This is a genomic window from Mariniflexile maritimum, from assembly GCF_009746565.1.
Classification (GTDB): domain Bacteria; phylum Bacteroidota; class Bacteroidia; order Flavobacteriales; family Flavobacteriaceae; genus Mariniflexile; species Mariniflexile maritimum.
In genome coordinates this window covers 21,675-42,106 of record NZ_WRPN01000008.1, presented here as the reverse complement: position 1 = coordinate 42,106, position 20,432 = coordinate 21,675, and the positions used below count along the sequence as shown (strand labels likewise).

The 20,432-nt window shown below is 38.4% G+C and carries 22 protein-coding genes; 7 read left to right on the top strand and 15 right to left on the bottom strand.

Annotated elements, in window-relative coordinates; all coding sequences use genetic code 11:
• Position 1: 1 nt before the first annotated feature.
• From GQO80_RS11060 to GQO80_RS11035, 6 genes are all read left to right on the top strand, one after another.
• Positions 2-1,555 carry a lamin tail domain-containing protein gene (locus tag GQO80_RS11060; protein WP_157208427.1) on the top strand — a complete coding sequence of 518 codons (1,554 nt, stop codon included), beginning with the start codon at positions 2-4 and terminating at the stop codon, positions 1,553-1,555.
• 104 nt (positions 1,556-1,659) lie between these two features.
• A complete protein-coding gene (locus tag GQO80_RS11055) occupies positions 1,660-2,412 on the top strand; it encodes an SdiA-regulated domain-containing protein (RefSeq protein ID WP_157208426.1) in 753 nt (250 codons plus the stop codon).
• A gap of 19 nt (positions 2,413-2,431) precedes the next feature.
• On the top strand, positions 2,432-3,073 hold the full coding sequence (locus tag GQO80_RS11050; protein WP_157208425.1) for a hypothetical protein: 642 nt from the start codon (positions 2,432-2,434) through the stop codon (positions 3,071-3,073).
• A gap of 2 nt (positions 3,074-3,075) precedes the next feature.
• Positions 3,076-3,546, top strand: a complete 471-nt coding sequence (locus GQO80_RS11045; RefSeq protein WP_157208424.1) for a CYTH domain-containing protein — start codon at positions 3,076-3,078, stop codon at positions 3,544-3,546.
• Positions 3,547-3,616: 70 nt separating this feature from the next.
• Positions 3,617-5,215, top strand: coding sequence for an SLC13 family permease (locus tag GQO80_RS11040; protein ID WP_157208423.1), 1,599 nt, complete (start codon positions 3,617-3,619; stop codon positions 5,213-5,215).
• Positions 5,216-5,223: 8 nt separating this feature from the next.
• On the top strand, positions 5,224-6,681 hold the full coding sequence (locus GQO80_RS11035) for a hypothetical protein (protein WP_157208422.1): 1,458 nt from the start codon (positions 5,224-5,226) through the stop codon (positions 6,679-6,681).
• Positions 6,682-6,810: 129 nt separating this feature from the next.
• On the opposite strand, the gene GQO80_RS11030 is transcribed toward GQO80_RS11035, so the two are convergent.
• The 5 genes from GQO80_RS11030 to pelA (GQO80_RS11010) form a co-directional block, all read right to left on the bottom strand.
• A complete protein-coding gene (locus GQO80_RS11030; protein WP_157208421.1) occupies positions 6,811-7,557 on the bottom strand; it encodes a rhamnogalacturonan acetylesterase in 747 nt (248 codons plus the stop codon).
• A gap of 5 nt (positions 7,558-7,562) precedes the next feature.
• Positions 7,563-9,560 carry a pectate lyase gene (gene pelA, locus GQO80_RS11025; RefSeq protein WP_157208420.1) on the bottom strand — a complete coding sequence of 666 codons (1,998 nt, stop codon included), beginning with the start codon at positions 9,558-9,560 and terminating at the stop codon, positions 7,563-7,565.
• Positions 9,561-9,581: 21 nt separating this feature from the next.
• Complete coding sequence (locus tag GQO80_RS11020; RefSeq protein WP_157208419.1) at positions 9,582-10,352, bottom strand: cupin domain-containing protein; 771 nt, start codon at positions 10,350-10,352, stop codon at positions 9,582-9,584.
• Positions 10,353-10,514: 162 nt separating this feature from the next.
• Positions 10,515-13,229: a T9SS type A sorting domain-containing protein gene (locus tag GQO80_RS11015; protein WP_232333162.1), complete on the bottom strand. Its 2,715-nt coding sequence runs from the start codon at positions 13,227-13,229 to the stop codon at positions 10,515-10,517.
• A 298-nt stretch (positions 13,230-13,527) separates the two neighbouring features.
• Positions 13,528-15,093, bottom strand: a complete 1,566-nt coding sequence (gene pelA, locus GQO80_RS11010) for a pectate lyase (RefSeq protein WP_157208418.1) — start codon at positions 15,091-15,093, stop codon at positions 13,528-13,530.
• Positions 15,094-15,365: 272 nt separating this feature from the next.
• Between pelA (GQO80_RS11010) and GQO80_RS11005 the strand changes: the two genes are divergently transcribed.
• On the top strand, positions 15,366-16,289 hold the full coding sequence (locus tag GQO80_RS11005) for an alpha/beta hydrolase (RefSeq protein ID WP_157208417.1): 924 nt from the start codon (positions 15,366-15,368) through the stop codon (positions 16,287-16,289).
• Positions 16,290-16,397: 108 nt separating this feature from the next.
• On the opposite strand, the gene GQO80_RS15770 is transcribed toward GQO80_RS11005, so the two are convergent.
• The 10 genes from GQO80_RS15770 to GQO80_RS10960 all read right to left on the bottom strand — a co-directional run bounded on the left by GQO80_RS15770 (position 16,398) and on the right by GQO80_RS10960 (position 20,333).
• Positions 16,398-16,541, bottom strand: a complete 144-nt coding sequence (locus GQO80_RS15770) for a hypothetical protein (protein WP_198037768.1) — start codon at positions 16,539-16,541, stop codon at positions 16,398-16,400.
• A gap of 32 nt (positions 16,542-16,573) precedes the next feature.
• A complete protein-coding gene (locus GQO80_RS11000) occupies positions 16,574-16,735 on the bottom strand; it encodes a DUF1328 domain-containing protein (RefSeq protein ID WP_157208416.1) in 162 nt (53 codons plus the stop codon).
• Between the two features lie 103 nt (positions 16,736-16,838).
• Positions 16,839-17,300: a ferritin-like domain-containing protein gene (locus GQO80_RS10995; RefSeq protein WP_157208415.1), complete on the bottom strand. Its 462-nt coding sequence runs from the start codon at positions 17,298-17,300 to the stop codon at positions 16,839-16,841.
• Between the two features lie 19 nt (positions 17,301-17,319).
• Positions 17,320-17,805 carry a hypothetical protein gene (locus GQO80_RS10990; protein ID WP_157208414.1) on the bottom strand — a complete coding sequence of 162 codons (486 nt, stop codon included), beginning with the start codon at positions 17,803-17,805 and terminating at the stop codon, positions 17,320-17,322.
• A 16-nt stretch (positions 17,806-17,821) separates the two neighbouring features.
• Positions 17,822-18,481: a hypothetical protein gene (locus GQO80_RS10985; RefSeq protein WP_157208413.1), complete on the bottom strand. Its 660-nt coding sequence runs from the start codon at positions 18,479-18,481 to the stop codon at positions 17,822-17,824.
• A gap of 33 nt (positions 18,482-18,514) precedes the next feature.
• Entirely contained in the window at positions 18,515-18,865 is a 351-nt protein-coding gene (locus tag GQO80_RS10980) for a hypothetical protein (RefSeq protein ID WP_157208412.1), read from the bottom strand.
• Positions 18,852-19,262: a hypothetical protein gene (locus GQO80_RS10975; RefSeq protein ID WP_157208411.1), complete on the bottom strand. Its 411-nt coding sequence runs from the start codon at positions 19,260-19,262 to the stop codon at positions 18,852-18,854. Before GQO80_RS10975 ends, GQO80_RS10980 begins: the two co-directional genes overlap by 14 nt.
• Before the next feature lie 3 nt (positions 19,263-19,265).
• Positions 19,266-19,547, bottom strand: coding sequence for a YtxH domain-containing protein (locus GQO80_RS10970; RefSeq protein WP_157208410.1), 282 nt, complete (start codon positions 19,545-19,547; stop codon positions 19,266-19,268).
• A 77-nt stretch (positions 19,548-19,624) separates the two neighbouring features.
• Entirely contained in the window at positions 19,625-19,777 is a 153-nt protein-coding gene (locus GQO80_RS10965; RefSeq protein WP_157208409.1) for a lmo0937 family membrane protein, read from the bottom strand.
• Between the two features lie 31 nt (positions 19,778-19,808).
• Positions 19,809-20,333 carry a DUF4142 domain-containing protein gene (locus GQO80_RS10960; RefSeq protein ID WP_157208408.1) on the bottom strand — a complete coding sequence of 175 codons (525 nt, stop codon included), beginning with the start codon at positions 20,331-20,333 and terminating at the stop codon, positions 19,809-19,811.
• Positions 20,334-20,432: the final 99 nt, after the last annotated feature.

The window sequence follows — 20,432 nt, the reverse complement described above, 5'->3', positions numbered from 1 at the left end:
AATGAAAAATTTAAAATATTTATTAGTGATAGCCTTATTTTCAATAATAAGCTGTGTAGAAGACGAGGTACTTCAAGATGATTCCGGACCAGTAGTTACGACTCCGGTAAAATTAAACGAAATTATGTCAACGGGCACTCCAGACTGGATCGAACTGCATAACCAAGGAACGGAAAGCATCGATTTATCTGGCTATAAACTGGCAGATAACAGTCAGGAATGGAAAATTGATAATCTTACAATTCCCGCAGGTGGTTTTGTTACTTTTGATTGCGACGATTCAAACGTACCCAATGTATCGACCAATTTTAAAATATCATCAGGTGGCGAAAAAATAACGCTATACAATGCCAGTGGTGAGGTTATAGATCAAATCACAACACCAGATATGTCTGCCCAAGTAGGCTTAACCTATGGAAGGGAAATTGATGGTGGCGATGTGTGGGTTGTTCAAAGTCCTTCCAAAGCAAAAGCAAATAGCAATGTGAACACAGTGCCCATTATCAATGCGCAATTGATTCCTGCTTTGGATGACAATTCATATTTTGATTATAAAGTATCCGCATCCGATGCAGATGGTATTAGAGATGTTAAATTATACCTAGAAATTGGTTCGGTGGCTTCTATTGTTGAAATGGCGCCCATAGGCAATGGTGAATATACTTACAGAATTCCGGCGTTAGTGAGCGATACTGCCGTAAAATATTATGTTGTTGCCACCGATGAAACGGCTAAAAAAAGCTATTTCCCAGAAACAGCGCCAACTACCAAGGCCAGTTTAACGGTTGCGAACGGTAAACCCCAGTTTGTTTCTGTTGGAATTTCAAATGAAAACCCAGCCGAAGATGAACCCATGGTTTTCACCGTAAAAACAAACGATAAAACCGGCGTAAAAGAAGTTAGGTTGTATTATGTTTTAAACGATGCCTTGGCCACTACCAAACTAACCGTTACCCTTAGCACAACCGATAATATCACCTTTACAGGTACCGTTCCGGGGCAAGCAAACAATACAAAAATAAGTTATTACCTACGAGCCGAGGACAATGCTGGTTTAAGAACCTATTTCCCAGAAGAAGTGGTAACCAATGGCGTTGTTACCAGTGCATTTAACCACGATGTAGCTTCAACATGGCCTTTTGTTAAGGTGGCGCCTTTGGCCATATTAAACCAATTGGTTATAAACGAAATACAGGCATCAGGCACTCCATTTGATTATATTGAACTTTACAACGCTACCAATGCACCCATAAATATTGGCGGTTACAAAATTTATGATTCAGGAGGTATCGCGGCTGCTTATAGCATCCCTAGCGGAACAACCATTGCTGCAAAAGGCTTTTTTGTAATTGAAACCGGAAGCGGATCGCCTCAAGGACAATTTGGTATTTCAAGCTCAGGTGAAGATATTACTTTGGTAAACGCTTCCGATGTTACGATAGACCAATTATTAAAAGATAATTGGCCCGGTATTCCTTTGGTGGCCCGAAAACTAGATGGCGCCGCTAAATGGGTGGTTCCAACAGCCGAAACAAAAGGCACTACCAATAATTAGTTTTATTGTGAATGTTGAATTAAACCGCAATTGTTAAATGATTGCGGTTTAATTAAAAAATGCCCGCATAGTGCTTACAAACCAGTTAATAGCTACTTTTAAACATGAAACATTTAAAAAAAATAGTCTGGATGCCCGTGTTGTTGCTGCTATTTTTGGTAGCATCATGTAGTAAAAATGATGCTCAGGAAACAACAAACAGTAAGTTGGAATTAGTGGCAAGTTACAAACTAAATGTTTTGGAACCTTCGGGTTTGGCCATTAACAGCGAAGGCACCGTGTTATATACCGTTAGCGATAATTCCAATAAAATATACAAATTATCCACCATTGGAAACGTACTTCAAACTTTTGGATATACTGGAAATGATTTGGAAGGTATTTCCGTAGTATCCAATACTAAACTATTGGTTGTTGAAGAACGAACAAAAGAAGTTGTGGAATATGATATGGTAACGGGCAATTATTTCAAACATAAAATAGACTACAAAAACACCGATGCCAATAGTGGTTTGGAAGGTGTGGCATATAACACAAACGACCAAACGGTATTTGTTTTAAATGAAAAAGATCCGGGATTGTTAATCCGGTTAAGGCCCGATTATACTATTTTATCTTCGGTAGCATTAAATTTTGCCTCCGATTATTCAGGGATTTTCCACGAAAGTGCCACCAACAATTTATGGATTGTAAGCGACCAAAACAAAACCATCAACAAATGTAACCTTATGGGGAAATTAATTGAAAGCTACCCTATTAATGTTACTAAAGCTGAAGGGATTGCGGTTAGTTACGATAAAATTTATGTGGTAAGTGATGCCGAGGCAAAACTGTACATATTCAAAAAACCCGATTAATAATTAATAATAAATAACAATGACAAAACCAGAAATGCAAATAGGCGAAATATCTAAACCCCGTTTTGAGTTTAGAAGTTTTGGACAGAATTTTGATGAATCAGCAAAACGGATGTCCAGATTTTCGGTGCCAATCCCAGAAAAAGTTTGGGAGCGGGAATCGGAAGAGATTTATATCATGTCAAAAGCCAACGACATCAACAACACCAAATTACGCGATGGCAAAATGGACATCAAAACCTATGTACAAACCGTTGATGGCCTAGAGCAATGGAACCCTTTAATGAAAGGCGAATTTCCTATTTCCAAAGAAGTATTATTAAACGAGGTGTTCCCTGCGTTTCAGGTAAAAATACCAGAGCTAGCAAAAAACACCTATACCGTTGAGGAATTTTTGGCCCTAATCGATGCGCACCCAGATTTACAGCGCGTGCGCGTTTACAAGCAACGTTTTGGCTACATGGTAAACAATACCCTGTGCGAAGTAGGAAACGTATTGATTAACGGTGCAAAAATTGTAACCATCAATTCCGAATCCACTGAAATAGAGGATATTAAAAAAACAATTGCAGATTGTAAACTAGAAGGCGTAGAAAACATCAACTATTTGCAGGCAATTAAAAGAGTAATAGGTTGGATTAATAAACCCTTAGCAAATTAATTATGGCACAAGAGATAGAACGAAAATTTTTGGTTAAAAGCGACGCTTTTAAACAAGAAGCAGTACACAAAATGCGAATTACACAAGGCTATTTATCGTCCGTTCCCGAAAGAACGGTACGCATTCGCATAAAAGGCGACCAAGGTTTCATTACCATTAAAGGCATAGGCAATGCATCGGGCGCATCGCGCTACGAGTGGGAAAAAGAAATCCCTGTGGAAGAAGTAAACGAACTGTTAAAAATATGCGAACCCGGTGTTATTGATAAAACACGTTTTAACGTAAAATCGGGCGACCATACGTTTGAGGTTGATGAGTTTTATGGCGACAATGAAGGTTTGGTTGTAGCAGAAGTAGAATTAGCTTCAGAAGAAGAAAACTTTAAAAAACCAGAGTGGTTGGGTGAAGAAGTTACGGGCGATGTGAAATATTTCAACTCTATGTTAATGAAAAACCCCTTTAAGAATTGGTAAAAACAAGCAGCCCGAATAGCATTTTATTCGGGCTGCTTACATTCAGTTATTGAATATTAAAACACGAAACATGGCAGAAAAATCTAAAAAAGAAGCATTTGATGTATTAGATATGCACAATTACCGCATGGAAAAACTTCCGGTAAGCGAAAAATCTAAATTTGAAAAAATATTGGCCATCGTGGGGGTTCCACTGGCTATCATTTCATTTCTTTTGATATTGTTTTTTATCGACATTCCTTTTTTACAGCATATAAACGTGGACTCCCTAAGCAAAAGTGCCGCTAAGAATTATAATGCCATAGGTTTGGAACCGTTTATTTACAGCAACAAAGCCATGTTGGCCATTTTTGCAGCCTCCTTAATTTTATGGATTACCGAGGCCATCCCAAATTACCTTACATCCTTAATCTTGATTATTGCCTTGGTACTAACCTCGGTTCTGCCCGAAGATGTGGCGTATGCACAACTGGGGCATACCGTTATGTGGCTTAATATTTTATCGTTTATCTTGGCCAGTATGCTGGTTGCCACGGGCGTAGCCAAAAGGTTCGCCTTATGGTTCATACTAAAATTTGGTAAAAATGCCTCGTCGGTTTTAATAAGTTTTATAGTTATAAACAGTGTTTTGTCGCTATTTATTTCTGCTACCACCGCAAAAGCGGCCATTTTGCTGCCCATTATGATGGTTGTTGCAGCGGTTTATGGCGCCACCAGAGGCAACAGGAATAATATGGGCCGGAATTTAATACTTCAAAACTTATTTCAAATTAATATGGGTGCCGCTTCGTTTATGACGGGTTCCGGTGCCAATTTATTGGCCGTTTCGCTTATAGCCGGGGCCATAGGAACCGATATATTTTTCTCCGAATGGATGATAGCCGCCTTTCCAGTAGCTTTAGCGCTCATGTTAATTGCTTGGATTGTAGGCACCAAAATTATCTTCCCATTAAAAAAAGAAGATCGCGTTCCAAACATTGAAGGCGGTATGGAAAGCCTAAAAAAAGAATTGGACAGTATGGGTCGGGTTTCGTTTAATGAAATAAAATCAATTATCATATTTGCCCTGATCTTGCTTTTATGGGTTACCGACAAATGGCACGGAATTAGTCCAACGGCAGTCGCATTTTTGGGAGCTATTGTTGCTTTGTTGCCCCGCGTAGGCATTATAAAATGGAATGAAGTGGATATTCCTTGGCATTTACTATTGTTCTCGGCAGGAGCTTATACTCTGGGTGCCGGTTTTAACGTAACCGATTTGCCCTCAATAGCCGTTAATGCCTTTTTTGACACCTTGGGTTTTGGTGAAAGCACCCCGTTCTGGATGCTCTATATTATTTTAACGGGGGTTATGCTCTTTAGCGCATTGTTTATGCAATCTAAAACCATGCGAACCATGATATTTATTCCTATAGCCATTGGTGTAGCCATTCGTTTCAATTTTCCAATTATGAGTTTGGCATTTCCCGTGGCCATGTTAATTGAGCATGTATATGTGCTGCCTTTTAATAGCAAACCCTCGTTGTTGTTATATTCAACAGACCATTATAGTTGGTCGGACACCTTTAAATTTGGTATCACCATGCAACTCATAGCGTGGGGCGTTTCAATTGTAATGGCCATGACCTATTTTAAATGGTTGGGCATTACACCAAACGGATTGTTTTAATTAAAGATATGCTTAAAAAATCAATAGAAATACACGATAAATTTTCTGCGGTCATCGAAGTAGCCTACGATATTCTTTCTAAAAAAAAGGTATCGGAATATACCACCATTACCTATATTTTCTTCCCGAATACGTTAAACATTAACGAAAGCAAATATCCAAAAACCAAATTTTACAATGATGTTAGGTTATTTTTAAAATACGATATCAACTACACCAATTTAGACGAATTAAGTAATGGCAAAAAATCGCTTCTGAAAAAAACAGTTGAAAAAACAGAAACCTATATCCAAAATAAAGATGAAAAAAACAGGCTATTGTTTGAACAGCATATAAAAATGCTAGCTTCAACCTATAACAATTTATTAAAACAGGAAACACAAATTCTTTTAAGTTCACACGCCATAAACAAGGAAAACATTCAACTATTTTTAAATAAGATAACGAAGGTGCTTACTGAATTTAGGTTGTTGGTTGCTAAGGTAATGGCTTCAAACATAAAAGAACACCATAAAAAAGTGGTATTATTTGCAGATGAATACATGAGCAATGCCGTAGAATTGGAGCTTATGCATTTATACATGCTATTTGAAAAAAAATTAAATGCAAAAGAAGACCTTATCGATATTATTAGCCTAATAAACTACGAGCAAAAGTATAAAAAGCAACAAGATTATGGTTCGCCAAAGGACAAAAACCTTAATGCCGAAGAGCTATTGTACAGGCGGAACCAACTAAAAAAATACATTGAAAGTGTTTTCTTTTTAAACCAGGATGTTAGAAAGGACGGTGCCGTTTACGAGCAAACCCTACTGGCCTTAGCTGCTGGTTTAGCCATGATTTTCTCTACGGGAATCGCTTTTTATTTTCAGCAAAATTATGGCAACTTTACCACACCTTTTTTTATAGCATTGGTGGTAAGCTACATGCTAAAAGATAGAATTAAAGGAACGGTTAGCGCTTTATTTATAAGCAGGTCAAACAGTTTTTTTTATGATTATAAAATTAAAATAATCAATTCGCTAGACAAAAAAATAGGCCTTTTTAAAGAAAGCTTTGGGTTTGTTCCCTTTAAAAAATTGGATCCAGAGGTTAGAAAATTAAGATTGCAAAACCAGATTATCGATATTGAGGCCAAAGCCCTAAAAGAGCACATTATTCAGTATAAAAAGAAAATCGTGCTATTTCCTGATAAATTTGGAAGCGACCTTTCCAACAATAATATTTCGGGGCTAACCGACATTACGCGCTTAAACTTTCATCGCTTTATCCAATATATGGACGACCCAAAAAAAGATTATATCTTGGTAAAAAAAGGGGCGGTTTATTCAAAATTTGCAAATAAGGTTTATCACATCAATATTGTTCAAAAATATTTTACCGCAAAAGGCGAAGTGTATTACCGGTACCGAGTTGTATTGAACAGAAATGGCATCAAACGCATTGAAAACATCACTTTAGATTAAGTTTTAAACAACTGCATCGGTTAATTTGCCTAAAGTGTAAGATGAAAAAATATTCCTTCAAAATAACACAAAAACCACCTATTGTTTTTGACCACATTACCAAATTTTTTGGTTTTTTTAACAGGATTTCTATTTAATGAAACGGGATAAACCGGGCACTTTCTTTTTTAGCTCCAAAATGGCGAGTTTTGCTACTTCATTAGCGCCCAGGGCCGATAAATGGGTATCGTCTGCTTTGGCCTCTTTATAATAGGCGTTTTCACCGGCCGCAAAATGAAGATGCAACTTTTTTGATCCTTCCACGCCATACGATTCCTCCAAACGTTCCGTAAAATATTGTAAATCTATAAAAGGCACCTTATACTCTAGGGCTACCAAACGGGTTTCCACGGGGTATTCGCCATGGGTATCAATTAATGTACCTTCTTCATTAAAATTACGCCGTACAATTGATGAAAACAATACGGGGGTTGCTCCCTTTTTCCTAGTTTCCTCTACAAATTTTATTAGATTATGGCGATAGGTAACATGCGGGTTGGTGTAACGATCGGGCGATTTTTCTTTTTGGTCGTTATGCCCAAACTGAATAAAAACATAATCGCCTTTCTTGAGGGTTTTAAGGATGGAATCCCATCGGTTTTCGGCTATAAAACTTCTACTGCTTCTTCCGTTTACGGCCCTGTTATCTATAATGGCATCTGCCTTAAAATACTGCTGCAACACTTGCCCCCAACCATGCTCCGGATTTATTTCAGGATCTTTTTTGTTGGCCATCGTAGAGTCTCCAATCATGTAAATAGTGGTGTTTTGAGCCATACAACTTGTGGCTATTACCAGTAATAGTACGATGCTATTGATTTTAATATAATTCCTCATTTTAATTATAGATTTTGATACCAAGCTGAAGTTGATTTGAGAATAGTTTCCAAGGTATATTTTTTTGCTTCAGATGCCTTTAATTGATGCGACCACACCACCCTAGCCTCTGGTTTGTAACCTTCGCCGGTACCTTGATATTCGGCATAAAACGCTAACTTTTCGGCTTCTTTATTCGACCAATTGTGCCAACCTTCTGGTTTTATATGCTTGCCAAGGTTACAGTTTATGAATACTGTTTTTGCATACGTGCGCCAGGGCCTTCCCAAAAAAACGTCGTTTACATTTTCAGGAGCGGTAAGCTTACAACCTTTAAACACATAGCCAAATTCCTGTTCCTTTGGTGTTGAGGCCGCTGTAACGTAGCCACTTGATTTACTGCTTATTTCGCAATTTTCAAAAAGAACCGTGGCTTCACCAAAAATAAAATCGACCGTACCTTCGATATAGCAATTTTTAAAATACTGTTTAAAACCTTCGCCTGCTGTATAAACCGTGTCCTGATTTCCTAAAAACGCACAATTTTCAAAATAACACCTATTGGCGATTACGGATAAGGCAATGGCTTGACCAACGGGTCCGGACGTGTTCCTGATACTGAGGTTTTTAGCCACAAAATCGTTTCCTTCAATTAAAACGGTTGCCGTGTGAAAGGTGCTGTTTCTGCCCAAATCGATCTTACCAAAATAATCATCAAAGGAAATAATGGTATTTTCTTTGCTCTCACCAATTAATGAAACCTGTGTATTCCATGAAAATACCTGTACTTTTTCATTATAGACCCCATTTTTAACATGGATAATAACGCGCTGGTACGGAAATGCCTTTGCAGCATAAATGGCTTCTTGAATGGTGTAAAAATCGCCACTGCCATCTTTGGCAACTATCATATTAAAATCGTCCTTTATAGCTTTTTTTTCTTTTATGCCATTATCGTATTTTGCTTTCCATTCGGGGTACTTTTTTAAAACTTCGCTAGCTCTATCGGTGTACCAACCATAACCGTTTCTACGCTCGTAACCTATATCGCTTAAAGCATATTTTACTATCCCATCGCGGTCGCAAAAAAATGGCCTGTTATCTTCCAATGCCATAAAGCGCGCCCATAATGGACTGGCATTGGCGTCGTTTACAATTTTCTTGTCTCTTTTTTTAGTTTGTTCATCATATTCCCAAACTTGCTTTATGCCCATTATCTTAACTTTTTCAAACCATGCAACCGCGCTGTTTATGGCTGTTTTAATAGCTTCGGTTGGGTTTTCCAAATCCATGAGCAGCAACACGATATTGGCCGATTCACTACCGCTCAAGGATGGCAATTCATAAGCCCTGGCCTTAGTGGGCTGTAAAGTTATTTCATCGTGTTGGGCACACCAAGCCGTTAAAATCCCGTTTTGTTTGTATTGTGTTTTCAAAATACAGTCAATGCCCTTGTTGAAAGCAACGTTGATTTTTTTTAGGGTTTCTTCGGAAGGTTTTATAGCATATTTTCCTGTATTCTCTTTTAAGTTTTTAAGAAGATTTAGAATGTTCACCATCGAATCATCATTAAAGGTAATATGTGTGTAATAACCTTTTTTTAACGGATAGAACTGCGGCCAACCACCAGAATCGTATTGTGCCTCAAGAATATAATCCAAGCCCGAAAGAAAGGCCATTTTATAGGTTTCATTGGCCGTTGCTCGGTACATTTTAGAAAGAAAAAGCATTTCTTGCGTGGTGGCGCCGTTATCGGTGGTAACCTCATCGGTACTGCTTTTTTGACTTTCTAATTGTAGTTTTTCTTCCTTGCTAAGCGGTTTTTGCATTTGAATGTTCTTGGGCCAACCACCAATATTTCGTTGATAGAGCAAAACATTTTCGGCAATCGCTTTGGCTTCTTGGGTTGCAAACCAAGCACTGTCCTTATTGTTGATTATAGTGCGCCATGATTTATCATGAACTTGGGCCTGTGATGAAACTATTGTGGCAATAACCGCTATGATAAAATGTTTAACTATCATTATTTTAGAGTTGATGTGGTGTTATTTCCATTTAAACGCAAAATATTTACAGGGTATTTCGCCTGCATTTCGGATACCGTGCATTAATTGTGAATTTACAAAAAACATATCGCCTGCGGTACCTCCATAAACATTTCCGTTGATGGTCATTTCGGTATTTCCAGCAATTACCAACATAATTTCGCTTTCGATATGGGTATGTGGATTATGACTTGGTCCCTGTTTGTCGAGTTGGGTAATATGCATTTCAAAACGCTCGCACATGGCTGTGGGCCTATCAAAATAAGCTATACCGCCGCCCCTTGCACTTGGTTTAAACACCAAACTATCCGGATTAAAAACCATCGACCCACCATTTGCGATGCCCCTTTCAATAACCATGGGCTTTTTAGATTTGTATCGCATCACATAATAGGTTAGGTTGGTGTTCCCTACGTTTTCAATGGTATGCGCTTCTTGTGGCATCACTAAAACCACCCCACCGGCTCCCATAGTATCACTTTTCCCTTCAATGGTAACTTTCATCAAACCTTCTTTAACAATAATGCATGTTTCAATGGCTTTGTTTGCAGTTGACTTGCTGGGTTTAGCCCCGGGAAGTTGCGTGGTTGCGTATATTTCCAAATATTCAAAATGAGGAGAAACACCCTCCAGTAACTTTCTGGGTTCGCCCTTTTCACTTTTATTTATTTGAAGTTCATTCCATTTGTAAACACCTTCTTTTACCGGTTTTAACTGGGCATTTGCCGTTACCGCGAGTAGCAAAACGATACTTGTTATTAAGGTTTTCATTTTGTTATGTGATATTATATTTTAATCGCTTCGTTTTGTGAACCTGTACTGTTATTTCCAACGCTAAAATCTGTAATAATATTTTGAGAGCACGAAAACTGGATAGATACAGAGACCCGGAAAATATAAAATTAAGTTTTTTTTTAGTACTTACTTACGCCATTAGTGAACGATGATTTTTTGAGTATGTAAAACCTGTTTCGTTTCCGAATCGAATACTTTCAAAACAAACACGCCTTGGTCATTTATGGCTATGTTTGTTTCGTTCCCGCCTTCAATAAATCCTTTTGATATTTCTTTACCTAACAAATCGAATATTACAAACTCCGAGTTCACTTGGTTGTTCTTCATCTTTATTGAAAAAGTCCCTTTATTTGGTATGGGCCAAACTTTAACATCCATACTGTTTTTTGCTTCAACCGAAAGTGCCAAATCAAAACCATTCAAAATATTTACTTTTCGTGTCATACTATCGCCTGAGGCATCAGTTACAGTAAATTCAAAAGAACCCAAACCTGTAGCTGTTGGAGTGAATTCTACCAAGTTACCTGCCAAATTAGTTGTGCCGTTAACAACATTTGAAACCGTATAAGAAACGCCATTTGTAAACCCTCTTGAAAGTTGCTGGATATTAACAACGACTTTTTCACCAGATACGGTACTGAAATGAGGCAATGACATCCAATACAGGTAATCGTCTAAACGGGTATATCCATCTAAATCGGCATCGGCATTTGCATCTGAAAAATCGCCAATTGCCGAATTTAAGTTTGTTCCAAAAATAGTTTCCCACCAGTTTGGTAAGCCGTCGTTATCAGAATCCCAATTTGCGGGTCTTGTAACAAACGGATAATTTTCATAACCACCTGCATCATCCTGATGGTCTGGAAATCCTTTTTTACCAGTTACGCTTCCAGTAACCGAGTAGCTGCCCGCTAAAGTTTCGGTTATCATTCTTTGGTCGTGGTCATCAAAAACAGGTTGGTTACAGCCCACATCCGAGAGCACGATTTTGTATGCATGTTCTGCGGTTTGTGTGGACACGTATGCAGGGAAGAATGGGCTGTCAACAAACGTTTCATATTGATAACTTGCTCCATTTGAATACTTAATTCTCCTACCCACTTCCTGATTACTTTCAGAAAAATGCCCTGGCATTACGTTTCCGTTAAAATAACAACGCTGCATGCCCGTGCCAACATTTTCATGTTCGGCTGTAAATGCATAAAACAACGTTGTTCCTGCACCAGGCTTGTAGTAATTATTAACAAAATTAACTTCTTTTGCCCCTCCATCGGTTGCTCTATTTCCCCAATTATAAACAACGTTATTGGTAATATCCAACTTTCCTGCATAATAGCCATTTCCATCCAAGCCACCACCTAAGCTCCAATTTCGCCCGTAATTGTGCGCTAATAGATTATGGTGAAAACTGCCAATATCACCACCGATAGTTGCTGCATAACCATGTTCGGTACCTGGAGGATAATTTTGATGTCCTGCGGCATTTAAAGCCTCTGAAATCAAGGTTCTTTGTAGTGTAATGTTTTTTCCTGAACGTGAACTAAAAGATTCATCAATAGTCCAACTTATAGAACAATGATCGATGATACTGTAATTTGCACCCGTTAAGCCCATACCATCAAATGTCTCACCGGCCCCTAAGCGTACTCTTATATTTTGAACCACATTATCATTACCTGTAATCCCAAATGGGGCAGACTTAATTGTAATTCCTTTACCTGGTGCAGTTTGACCTGCAATAGTTATGTAAGGCTGACTGGAAACCAAGCGCGAATTAAGCTGGATAAGCCCCGACACATTAAATACAATCGTTCTTGGCCCAATATCATTGGTAACAGCTTCACGCAAACTTCCCGGGCCGCTGTCATTCAAATTGGTTACCGCTACCACTTTGCCGCCACGTCCGCCACGTGCAAACCGTCCGTACCCTTCAGCTTCTGGAAATGCTAATTGCGCAGGACGAAAACGCCATACATTGCCTTTTACAACCTCATTAGTTGTTAATACCTCATCAATGCGCCAGTAATATGTTTCACCAGTATATAAACCATTTACTTGGAAAGAAGCACTAACTAGTTGTTGGCTGCCCTTATATTCTGAAGAAGCCGTTGTTGCAGCATCAACCGCTTCCAAACTGTTTCCAAAATAAACATTGTGCGATGCCGCATTTAAAGCAGAGGTCCATTTTAGTAAGATGTTTCCTGAATTAAGTTCAACATGTTCATCATTATGGGCTGGAATAGGATCTGTGGCCTGATTAAATATGTTTGGGGTATTGAGTTCAAAACCATTGAACATCACGTTTTTTTGGGTTTCACTACCAGAAGTCTCCGCTGCAAATAAAATTACCACATCGTTACCTGTTGTAGCTTGGAAACTTAAATATACCGATTTTGCCGAAGCTGTTGTTAATGCCCTAACTGTGGGTACTACATTGTTTTCTACTAAATTACCATTTATTGAAATATCGATGGGACTAAATGTAATCGTTTCACTATCAGTGGCATTTAAAAAAGCAAGAAGCGTATGATTTCCAGCTTGTAGTCCACTAATACGAAGTTCAATTTGCCCTCCTTGATTGGCCGTTTGCCCTTTTACCGTTACGCCATCATTCACCAATCTGGCATAATATGGTGCTTGAATACCTGTTTTATACCAGTTTGTCCCCAACCCATCACCTGCAAGACCTTTTTTTGAGACTGTAAATGTTATGCCATTGACTACCATTGTAGCCGAATTACCCGATGCAATAACCCATGGCGTATATCCAGGCTCTCCTACCTCGCTGGTACTCCTACCGGATTGATCAAAATCTATTTTTACAATAGGGCCTTGCGCATACATTGTTGACATTGAAATTAAGCAAACAAGCCCCATTGACTTAACTGCTTTTTTTATAGTTGGTATTATCATAACAATTAATTGTCTAATTACTTTTAATCTGGCACTATTTATTGGGTTATGAAACAAAAATTCATATCAGGTATAGAAGTTTCTGTTCAAATTTTTAATACTTTGGAAACAGGCGGTTTACTTAGTCGCCGCAATCATTTCAGTTCTCAAATTGAAGTGCGCCTGGTTTGCCTTCATTGTCACAAATATTTAAGACTGTCAATAAGATGGCATATCCAAACCAAGGCCCCATTCCATGTTACACGCCATGTTTATTTTTCCAAGCGGTAAACAAGGAATCAATTAATGTTGTTGGCCAGTTACCGTACCAAGCATAGCCCGTTCTACGTTCTAGCTCTATTTCCGCAAGGGTGTTTTTCTTAACCCCATCCCTACCGCAAAAAAATGGTAAATTGGTGTTTAAATCGTAAAAACGCGCCCACATGATGTTTCCCGGAGATGGAATCACAATAACATCGCTTCCTGTATTTTGTGTGGCATAACCCACAATTTTAACCGATTCAAACCAAGCAATGGCATCTTTTACCGCTTGGATGAGTTGTGGCGAAGGGTTTTCAACCAACATAAGCGTTTTAACAATCCCTACGGATTCCGACCCACTATTTGAAGGTAACTCGTAAGATCGGGCCGTGGCAGGCAACAGAGTAACTTCGTCGTGTTGTGCGCACCATGCCGTTTTTTTACCGTTTACGGTAATTTGGGTTTGTAGCATGATATCAATTCCTTTGTTAAAAGCTGTACTGGCCTTATTAATATAGGAAGGGTCCAAAACATCGGTATTATTTTTACTTTTTGAAATATCCCACATTAAATTCATCACATTTACCATAGCGTTATCGTTGTAGGTTATTTGATGCCTGTACCCACTTTTATCAGGGTAATATTGCGGCCAACCTCCGTTGGCATATTGGGCTTCAAAAAGATAATCGATGGCTTTTATGGCGGCATTTAGGTAATTGGGATTGCTGGTAGATTTATAAGCACTAAGCAATGTTCTAAGCTCACCTACGGTGTGGTTGTTATCTATGGTCGTATCGGTATTGTTCTTGGTATTGTTTGCTGTTGTTATTTCGGCAGCAGTTTGTACGCGGTCGTACCCCGAAAAATCATTATAAGGTTCTTTTGGCCAACCACCATTGCTACGTTGCCAAAGCAACATATTTTCAGCCTTTAAAATGGTATTATATGTAGGTACTACACCCGAAATATTTATTTGTAACTCTCCTTTAATACCACTGCCATCCATTGCGGTTGCCGTAACCGTTAATATACCATTTAATTTTGGCGTTAATAAACCTTCATTTGATATGGATGCAAAGGCGGTATTGGAAACCGACCAACTAATAGCTTTATTGCTTGCCGTAGCTGGCAAGATGGTTGCTGTAAGCTGTTGGGGTTGTCCGTTGGTTATATTGCTCCCGTTTATTACAATGCTTTCCACTTTAACTTGTGGGCCTTTAACACCCGCAATGGTAATGGTTTTTTCTGCTGAAACTCCTGAGCCATCATTTGCCGTAACAATTACTTTTACAGAACCATTTAAGGTTGGCGCTAAAAGTCCTGTACTTGAAATGGAAGCGATTGACGCATCGGAAACACGCCAGGTTACCGATCGGTCTGTGGCATTGTTGGGCAAAACAACCACGGTAAGTTGTTTTGCGGTGCCATCTTCTATATTGCTGCCATTAATTACAATAGTATTGACCAAAATGTTTTTTGGGTTTTCATCTACGGGGCTATCGCTGCTACACGCCAATAAAACAACGGATAAAACAAACAACAGTACTTTATTAAGCTTATTCATAAAAACAATATTAAATTAAAACCGATAACACAATCTATCAAAATGCAATCGATTACGCAATATTAAGAAAATAAAAATAAATAAAGAAATTATCTCGTTTAAAAGCACATGTTTAAATTAGTATCTTTATGATTTTAAAAAATTATACAACCACCCAGAGCATTGAGTAACCTAAATTTAATCCCTAAAAAATGAACTTTATGTGGCAGGTTTGACGGGATAGTTCTATTTTTCAAGAACAGATGCTACAACTATACTTAAACAATAAAGCTATGAAAGCAAACCTAACCATTTTTCTAACAACTTTTTTTTCAATTTCAATGATACATTCCCAAGAAACCGTTTCAATTTGGCAAACTAAAGTACCCAATGCCCTGATAAATAATCAATACATAGAAACATTTAGGCGCGATGACCAAGGAGAAGTGAATGGCATTTTGAATGTTACCGAGCCCACTTTAAAACTATTTTTGGCAAAAAACGACCAATCAAACAATACCGCCGTTGTTATTTGCCCTGGGGGTGGTTATGGGGTTTTATCGCATGAAAAGGAAGGCGACAAAATTGCGGAATGGCTTAACACCCTAGGAATTTCGGCCTTTGTTTTAAAATACCGATTGCCTAGCGACCTAATTATGGAGGATAAAACAATAGGGCCGCTTCAAGATGCCCAGGAAGCCATACGCCTGTTAAGACGAAATGCTGAACAATGGCATTTAGACCCCAAAAAGATAGGCATTATAGGGTTTTCGGCAGGAGGCCATTTAGCTTCTACAGCCTCTACACACTATAATATAAAGGTTTATGATTGCGATACAACCAGTGCGCGTCCGGATTTTTCAATACTTATTTACCCAGTTATTTCTATGGAAGCAGGGATAACACACCAAGGTTCTAAACTGAATTTATTGGGGAAAAACGCTCCTACTGATTCAGTGATGAACTATTCCAACGAAAAGCAAGTTGACAAAAACACCCCGCCCACCTTTTTGGTGCATGCAACCGATGATGCTGCTGTTCCCGTTGAAAATAGCATTCAATATTATTTAGCACTTAAGGCCAACAAGGTGCCCGCCGAAATGCACCTTTACGAACATGGCGGCCATGGGTTTGGATTGGGTACAGAGGGCACACATACCCGTTGGCCAGATGCATGCGAAAACTGGCTGAGAGCGCATCAATTAATTTCAAGATAAAACATCCATTTATTCATTAAAAAAAAACAGTTCCAAATAGGTTTTGGAACTGTTTTTTATGGCTGTTTTATGGCTTCTAATTTTTTTATAGCCATCACTTACTTTGTATTAGTTAACGGCATCTTCAATGCCATCGCCTACTTCTTCAACACCATCTTCAATTTTTTCTCCTGGTGTTTTTTTCTCTCTGCAACTGGTCATAAAAATGGTTGCTGCAAATAATAATAAAAATGCGTATGCTGCTTTTTTCATCTATTATATTTTTAAATTTTTCAATAATTTGTTTACCGTTTTACACCGCTTCGTATAAGTGATAATATAAAAAGCACTATAAATATAAAGAACAGCACTTTAGCTATTCCCGCCGCTGTACCAGCAACACCGCCAAATCCTAAAATACCGGCGACTATTGCTATGATTATGAAAGTAATCGTCCATCGTAACATGATCTATATTTTTTTAGTTAATTGAATTATGTGCGACCAACCACATGGTATGCCGATTTTCTTTAGTCGGAAGAAACGGAAGGATCTATGTAGGATGCCTTAGTTACACGGCCTCTACATCTTCAAGCGTCTTAACAGTTTCCAGGGCTGATTTTATGGTTGTTAACTGGCTAGACAGCAATTCCTTAATACCCGGACAATCATTCACTTTAGGAAGCTGTTGCTCATATTCCTCTACACTTGCTTTTTCACCTCGGATACATTCTTCCAAAAGAGCTTCATCGGTATGGGAGCTTAAGGTTGATTTTACATCAATCCAAGCGCGGTGAACGGTTCCTAATAGGGTGCCATCAGTTGCTGGGGTGGCATTCAATTCTCGTATCATAAAGTCGAGTTGTGTTGCAAAAAGGTGCCTTTGGTGCGCTTTTTGTTGCAACCAGCTTTTTAGCGCCCTGTTTTCAGATTTTTGCATGACCTGTTTATAACCTGCTTCGGCATCAAAGTTTTTTTGAAGCAGCTCTTGCAAAACGCTTACTATGTGTTCGTGTGCATTTTTTATTTCCATGGTTGTAATTTTTTAATCTTTAAAACTGAAACCTGATACCCAATGCAATATCAAGATCTAAATCGTTGTTATCATAAACTTCATCTCCAAAACCAATTTCAGGCCTGAAATCGAGCGAGAGCAGTAAAGGTATATTGAAATTGTACTCAATGCCTATGTTGCCGGCAGCAAAGACAAACGTATCGGTATCATCGTTAGGCTTATCAAAACTATAAGAGCCCAAACCGCCACCAACGCCTGCATACCAATTAAAGCCTTCATCGATGTTCCAAACCCATTGGTGCAATACGGCGAGTTTAAAACCGTCGTAATTATCGCCATCCCTCCAACCCAGGTCGAACTCCAATCGTTTATTGGCGTTCAACGCTCTTTGGTAGGATATTTCGCCCGCAAAACCATCATTGTCGCCCAAGCGCAACCCCAATGCGTTTTTTGAAATATCTTGGGCGTTTGTGGATATACTGGTTAGTAGGGCTAAAAAACTTGTAATTAAAAAGAGTTTCATTCTAAAAAAGATTTAATTATTGTTTCGCCTCGGCGTTTTCTTCAGATTTTGCACCCATTCTATTCACGGTGTACATTGGGGCAAATTTCAGTTTTAAAGCTGCAATTTTCCTGTTATCGGCACTCGATAACCCTTCGTTTTCAACGGTGTTTTTTCGGGTATCAATGGCTTCATATAATAATTTGATTTCATCCCATTGCTCGCGGGTATATGAATCCTTGTTTTTTTCAACCGTATCCACAAAATTTTGATAAACGCTTAAAATATTGTCTTTGTTGATCCAACCAAATGCCATCTGGTCGTCCACATAATCTTTTCCTAATAACGATTGGCGCATCATGGTTATTCTTTCACCTTCCATTCGTTGGTTCTCTGCCATCACTTCTGCTTTAAATTCTTCGTATTTTGAGGTGGATTTATCGATAGATTCCTGTAAATCGGCATTGTCCTCTACTGAAATAATAGCACTATTGGCCTCGGCTTTACGCGTTTCGTAGTTTCGCTCAATGGCTTCCCAGTTTGCCGAAGCTTTATCGGCAGCCACATTGCTAACGGAGTCGATGTAATTGGAATAGTTGTCCACTTTATTTTTGGCCATTTGTTTTTGTTCATCGTTACATGATGTAAGCATCAGCGCACCTGCCGCTACTGCTAAGGTTAATTTTAATGTTCTCATTTCTTTTGGTTTTAAATTGTTATAAATGGTTACTCATTGTGCATTTTCAGGCTCGTCACTTACTTTTTTTGAAATAAAATTGGTAACTCCGTATTGGAGCACGTAGCCTAATATGCTTTTAATGAAAGAATTTGACTTGCCCAACACTATTTTTTTTGAAAAATATCCGCCCGCAATACTTAGAACGGTTTTCAAAAAATTGGATTTTAGTTCGGGCAATCCCCTAAAATCCTTAATGGTTTGGTTTATAATTGTTGCTGGTTTAAAAACCTGCGAGGTTTCATAAAACTGCGCTTTAAGGTCGCGGTATTCTAGCTGCCTTCGATATTTTAAGGCCGCTATGGCTTCATCCAGCATTGCTACTTGACTTTTACGCTGCTTCATGGTTGGTGTCTTTAAATTGATGGAAATAACCAGAACCTGGATGCTTTGATTTCAACAGCTTGCTAATGAATAAATTGGCAATGGGCAATTTAATTAAGGTATCCTTAAACAAATACAATAAAATGGCCGCTACCAGATAACAAGCCGAAACCACCAGAAAACCTAGGTAGTAGGCATCCAACAAGTTGCCTATGTAAAAACTTAACCCAAAACTTAAAAACAGGGCAAACATGGCAATAACCATTACTATTAGCACGCGAGCTGCGATTGAAGAAAGCAGGTCGGATGTTTTATCCACGGCATTCAAAGCGAACAACTCAGCATTTGTTTCGGCATATTTTTTGGCTTTATCATAAAGCAATTCCACGCTTTTTGCCATGTTTCCTGTGTGATCCATGTTTTAAATTTTAGATTTAACGGTGTTTTTTACTTGCTCTTTTTCTTTTTTAAGCGCTTCTTTCCCATCTTTGGCCATCTCTTTTCCTTCCTTTACCAACGATTCGTATTTGCTGGAAACGGTATCTAAAAAATGGTCGAATTCGTTTTTCAAGGTATCCTTGGCTTCCAAGGTTTTGTTTTTTATTTTTTTTCGGGTGTTCGATCCCTTATCGGGTGCAAACAATACTCCTAGTAATGCGCCTGTGGCAATGCCTGCCAATACTCCTAATACATTTGATTTCATGATTTTTTTTGTTTTAATTATTTATTTTAATTTATAATGTTGTAATGATTCTCTTTGACGGGTTTTTACTTAAAAAGCTATACGCCCTTTCCGCCAATAAGCCTTAACAAAATGGCTACTACGGCAATGACCAATAAAATATGGATTAGCCCGCCCGCACTATAAACGAAAAAGCCCAAGGCCCACCCGATTACAAGTATAACTGCTATTAAATACAATAAACTTCTCATAATGTTCGATTTTAAATGGTTATTAATTTTCTTATTTTATTTCATTGATTTGCCTTAAACCAGCGTTCAACCTTTCTAAAGCTTTAACGGTAAACAACTTGAAATCCAAATCGTTTGTAATGGTCGATAGATAGTCTAACTGTGCTATTTGATGGTTCAATGCTGTTTGCACCTCTTGAAAATATGCCTTCAAAAAAACAGTGTCGTTTAGGGCCTTTAGTGTGTTTAAATCGCTTTTGCTGAATTTATTGGGAAGCAGGATTAATTTTTCTTCAGCCAAATCGTTCATCTCATCCTTAATTTGTTGTTGCTGCCTTTCGAGTTTTTGGACTAGCCTTTTCATACCGAAGCCAATGTTTCTTGTTAGTGCCAATTGGTTTGTTAACATCATCTGTTGGTTTAAAATTGCGATACTAGAAACCACTTTTGCCTCCTCAATGTTGGTTTTCACCCGTTCCAGGTTTGCCTTTGTACCAAACACTTCAAATTCATTGGTTGTTACTTCAAAATCGCAGCACATCAAACCCATACTCAAGGTTATTGTTAGGGCAAACATTATGAACTTGTTGCTGTTTTTATTGATTAACACGTTTTTTTTGATTTCTACATTACAAAGATGCAACGGCACTGCGCGTTTTGTGTTACAGCATTTTTG